We start from the raw sequence: 4,906 nt of genomic DNA on the forward strand, positions 1-4,906 counted from the left end.
GCTAATTTGATTGGCCCTAATGACCAATTTCATTCGGTAAACCTAGATATAGCGCCAGATGAGATAAAGAATAAAACCATCGGTGAGATTGAAAAACTTGCTATTCAAGCCTTGCGTTCAGCTTGAATTACGGCAATTTGATCTAATTTCGCAGTGATTTGATTATAAGCACAGGTGTGAGCGCTAATAAATTCTTCCATCTGTGCTTTCATTGAATCAACCATAGCCTCTAACTCTTCAACACGTTGTTCTAAAGTCATAACTGTCCCCCGCCTTTCGGCTTATCGTGGTACTTGTTCAAAAGTGGCCGTCAGTTCAAACAGCGGCCCGGTCTTTGTCATATTCCAGGATCGGCAGACAAACAGCTTCCTCACTCCCGTATCGGATGACGTCCAGTAGAACGCCTCAACCGCCCCTCTGGCTTTCAGGAACGCCTCAGCATCCTTAGCAGAATTACTCCGGCAGGCGCCGCCTGCTCCACGAAAGGTCAGGGAGTATTTATCCATTAGTGGGTTGATACCCTTCACCTGTCGCTGCTCGTAGCCATCACCGAGCTTAACGACGGCTACATTTGGGGTACGTTCAACCTGGTAAGCTCGCTGCGGTGTCCATGTGAATGTTTCTGGCACTATGACCTCCGTAATAACCCGTTAGGGCGCTGCTGATCACGAATGGTGCTGAGGCTAACCTGCTTCATCATCTGCGCCATTTTAGCCATTGTGGCATCGTCAATGCCGCCGGTAGTGTTGATGGTGAAATGGACAGTTTGATTAACAACTCCGCCACTACCCCCAACCTTATTTGCCGGAATAATCTTCCCTGACTGATTCGGGATGAATGCCTGCTGACCACTTGCGGTCTGGAAGATTTCAGAGCGTCCATCTTCGTTTATGCGGTAAGCGTTTCCTGCAGATACCCCACCACCGTAGCGACGGCCACCTGCAAGAGCCAGCCCCTTAGCAGCAACCAAGGACTGGGCATAAGCAGCCTGTCCTACACCGGCTGCACTGCCGTACGTTGCGATTGAGGCGCTCATTGCGGCCGGCGCCCACGCTGATGCAGCGGCGGTAGCCTGGGCCATTGTCGATGCCAGTGATGCAGCAGCTGCGGCCTGCCCCATTAACTGACTCTTAACCCACTCCACGCCCATCTGGACAAAGCTGCCTACAACACTGTTGAGGATGGTAGTGCCGATATTTGCCAGCGACTCCTGAAGGCTTTGGGTGCCATTGATTAGCCCAGTAATGGCATTGGTAGCTCCGCCCTGAAGTGAGTCTACTGCGTCAGCCATCAGCTGATTGGTCGTGCTCTGGTTGCGATAGATTTCCCATTGGGCAGCGATGCGGGCTTGCTCGTATTCGGTGTTGGCAGCATTCATCAGTTCGAGGCCGCGCTGAGTGATTTGCCCCTTTTGCGTTTCAAACTGCTGGATGAGAGCCAGTTCCTGCGCGTGCTGATTTGCCAATTGCTGAACAGGGTCGATTTCACCAATTGCTGATTGCTGCGGTGTTACTGCCTTCTGAGCCCGGATTTTTGCCAGGTTCGCCTGATGCTGCTGTTCGATACGCAGTGATGTTTCATTGAATTGCTCAAGACTTATCTTCTTGGCAGCCAGAGCGGTTTTAAGGTCTTCAACATCCTGCTTGTAGCTCGCGTTTTCTCTGGCTTCCGGTAGTAGTTTTTCAGCAGCGGCCTGGGCTTTAAGGGCATTTGCTGTATCCCAAATTTCCCCGCGATATTTACCAGCCAGTGCGATCTGCTCTTGAGTTGCGCCTTTCCCAAGTGATTGCTGGGCTGCGAGAACTGCCTGTTCGCGGCTTAATTCTTTTGTAGAATCGGCTGCGAGGTCTGTTTGCTGCTTAAGATTGGCAAGTTTTTGGGCAACGGCTTCCTGCTGGTTGGCTGCGTTTTTACCCTGCTGCTCACTCTGCTGCTGCGCTTTGCGTCGCGCCTCCTCAGCTTCCTGTAGATCGTAATTTTCTGCAGCTAGACGCTCGGCAGATGCAATCTGATTAGGGTTGTCAGTGACCTTTGAAGTCTCCATCCTGGCTTTAGCAATGGCGCGCTGACGATCACCTTGAATCTTAAGAAGCTCATTTTGCTCCTCAAGACTAAGTATGATTTTATCTGCGCCCTCAGTAGGGGGATCTACTTGTAGTGACTTGGGGTTGAAATTCTGCCCGGCCTGATTGGCCCGGTTAATCTCATCAGCAGTATTACCGAAGGCTTTCGCAACAGCTCCTTGAACTCTCTCCAGGGTGGTGCCTTTTTCAATGAGTTGATCATGCACACCCATCGATGAGAGCATATTGTTAGTAAGCAAACGGTTCGCTTCTGAGGCAGTATTTTCTGTTCTAGCAAGCTTATCCTTTTTGTTGGCGAGATCCCGAATCTTCCCGTTCAGTTCATCTGAAACCTCAGCCTGCCGTTGGCTAAATTCTGCTCCCTGTCCCATTGAATCCGCATAAGCTTGGGCGGCTGGAGTAAAGCTCTTGTAGCGATTTTGAAGCGATACGATATCCGACTCTAAATCAGCTATTTCATCTTTTTGCGCCCGGATTGACACATTGGCATCAGCAATGGTTCCTCGCAATTGAGTGTTGCTCAATGATTTTAAAGATGAGTTGAGCTTGTCTAAACCATCAGCAAAGGCAATTGCCTCTTGTTTGGCTTGCTGAGCTTTCTGCCAAAAATAGAATATGGCTCCAGCCGCAATCATGGCTGCACCAGCAGGACCACCAATAAGGGAAAGAGCACCTCTCGCCAAGGCGGCTGCAGCTGAAGCAGCTCGTGATGCCACTGCTGATGCCTCTTGCGATGCGATAAATCTACCATTGGCTGCTGTTGCGACGCCAGTGGCATTAGCCAAGGCGATTCTTGCAGCGGAAACCTTAGCTTCTGCAGATGCAATTGCAGCCGCCCGGGATTGAGAGGCAGTAGCCTCGGCAGCCGCAAGTCGCGTAGTTAATGCAGCAGATGCCTGCTGCAACTGAGCCATGCGAGTTGCAGCCTGAATCCGGCCTTGCTCGGTAATTTGAGCGCGTAAACGCTGAGCCTCAAGCGCTTTCTCAGAGTTAATTTGCGCAAGCTGCGTTCGGATGGTTTGCGCTTCCGCAGTCGCTAGTCTGACCTCTTCTACAGAAGAAGCAGCAGTTGCTTTAAGAGTGTTTAATCTGGCCTGAGCAAGATTGAGATCAGAGGTTGCTGCGTTCTTACTAGACTGAGCAGAGCGTAATTGCGCAGCAGCTTGTGCTTCAGCAGCTGAGGTGGTTACTACTGCTGCTTTGGCAGCAGCAATTTGCGAGGCAGTGTTACGAACTTGCGCTGTAGCAGCCATAGTCAGAGCGCCAATATATCGACTTCCCATTACAGCAGCGACTGCGGTCAAAGCCATGCTCAGACCTGAAATATTATTGCTTGCTGTGATTATGGCGTCATTGAAGATAGCAACACCCGCTTTCACAGAAGAGCTTTCTCCAATAAATTTGGTAATATTATTGCCAGCAACTTGCATTGCCTGGCTGATTGTTGTCGTAGTTTTGGCGAATTCAGCTCCAATGGTTGCTCCTTGGGATAGCAGGCCATTCACAACAACATCGGTAGTAAGCTTACCTTCAGCGGCTAACTGGCGCATCTGGCCAATTGTCACGCCCATTGAATCCGCAAGAGCGACAATTAGACGATTACCCTGCTCGTTTACAGAGTTGAATTCTTCTCCGCGTAATGCACCAGACGCCAAGCCTTGAGATAACTGGATAATCGCGTTCTCTGCTTCTTCAGCGGTAGCACCTGAAACCACAAAGCCTTGGTTGATTATCGTTGTAAGTTTTACAAGGTCCTGCGCACTCGTGCCGTACTGGCGGGTTGCACGCTCCAGTCGGGCATAGAGAGAGGCGGTAGCCTCCAGGCTAGAGCGTGTTTGCTGAGTGATATTGAATACCCGCTCTGTAACGTCCACCAACTCTTCATTTGGTCGCAGCGCATTCGCTAGTTTGTTGTTCAGTTCGGTCCAAGCATCGGCATATTGCGATATCTGGTTAACAGAAAGGATTGCCATTACAGCTGCGGCAATTTTACTCAATTCGCCCAGAGAAGAAGAAAGTGATTGCGCCGCATCATCAGCTGCGTCAAAACCATCCTGCATATTGTCGGTGGCTTTGACCACCTCCTTATCAGCCATCAGCAACTGTGCTGTATCTGCTTTGATAATGTACTCTATAGTCCCAAGATTCTCGGACATTTGCTTTTCTCCGGGCAATAAAAAACCCCGCCAGAGCGAGGTTTTGGGGGCAAGATGAGTCTTACTATTTTAATAAACCGAACATAAAAAGAAGGAACACCAGCAAAATACCAGCGCCTATCCACTGGCCAATTGCATGACCTGTCGCCTCGCTTGATGCGACTTGAGCGTTGAGTTTGGTAGTTTCATCATTTATTGCTGATGCTGAGGCTAGCATCTCTTCAGCGAGCGTTTCAAAAAGCACAACTTGTGCTTCAACCGGAGCTTCAGAAAAAAAGTCACTAACCTGATCTTGTAAATCTAAGGATGCGGTATGTATGTTTCCCCCATCAGCGATCACCTGCTGAATTTTCTGGTTCCGTATTTCAACAAGCGCCCTTATTCTGCTTCTGTTTGATTTATAAGTTTTTTCTTCCGAACCACTAACTGTGAAATAGTCATTGATAGCGCCCGGTATGTCGATATGCATATCCCTATCCCCTTTGGTAAAAGATGAGGAAATCCTAGCAGGGATCTCCCGCTCGAAAAAGAAAAGCCACCCGGAGGTGGCTTGTCAGTATACCCAGCAGATTAGCGGTTTTCGCAACCAAGCTGAGATTTATCGATGATTTGAGTACCTTCAACACGGAAACCATACGTGCCGAACAGGAACGCATGGTTAAGCTG

At 49.6% G+C, this 4,906-nt stretch carries 4 protein-coding genes; all 4 read right to left on the minus strand.

Annotation, left to right across the window (positions count from 1 at the left end):
- Window positions 1-104: 104 nt before the first annotated feature.
- The gene (locus tag ACOTX4_RS25400) at window positions 105-260 is read right to left on the minus strand and encodes a hypothetical protein (RefSeq protein WP_154591406.1); all 156 of its coding nucleotides are present in this window, start codon (window positions 258-260) and stop codon (window positions 105-107) included.
- Window positions 261-281: 21 nt separating this feature from the next.
- Complete coding sequence (locus ACOTX4_RS25405; protein ID WP_063933399.1) at window positions 282-629, minus strand: phage tail protein; 348 nt, start codon at window positions 627-629, stop codon at window positions 282-284.
- Entirely contained in the window at window positions 629-4,240 is a 3,612-nt protein-coding gene (locus tag ACOTX4_RS25410) for a tape measure protein (RefSeq protein ID WP_421635493.1), read from the minus strand. The genes ACOTX4_RS25405 and ACOTX4_RS25410 overlap by 1 nt, the downstream gene beginning before the upstream one ends.
- A 64-nt stretch (window positions 4,241-4,304) precedes the next feature.
- The gene (locus ACOTX4_RS25415) at window positions 4,305-4,709 is read right to left on the minus strand and encodes a hypothetical protein (protein WP_032676268.1); all 405 of its coding nucleotides are present in this window, start codon (window positions 4,707-4,709) and stop codon (window positions 4,305-4,307) included.
- Window positions 4,710-4,906: the final 197 nt, after the last annotated feature.

This window comes from Enterobacter cloacae complex sp. IR5459 (genome assembly GCF_049238005.1).
In the GTDB taxonomy this organism is placed as follows: Bacteria; Pseudomonadota; Gammaproteobacteria; order Enterobacterales; family Enterobacteriaceae; genus Enterobacter; species Enterobacter hormaechei_C.

Bases quoted from the DNA above. Each gene is read 5' to 3' on its own strand.
- ACOTX4_RS25400 (WP_154591406.1), bottom strand. From the start codon at position 260: ATGACTTTAGAACAACGTGTTGAAGAGTTAGAGGCTATGGTTGATTCA.
- ACOTX4_RS25410 (WP_421635493.1), bottom strand. From the start codon at position 4,240: ATGTCCGAGAATCTTGGGACTATAGAGTACATTATCAAAGCAGATACA.
- ACOTX4_RS25415 (WP_032676268.1), bottom strand. From the start codon at position 4,709: ATGCATATCGACATACCGGGCGCTATCAATGACTATTTCACAGTTAGT.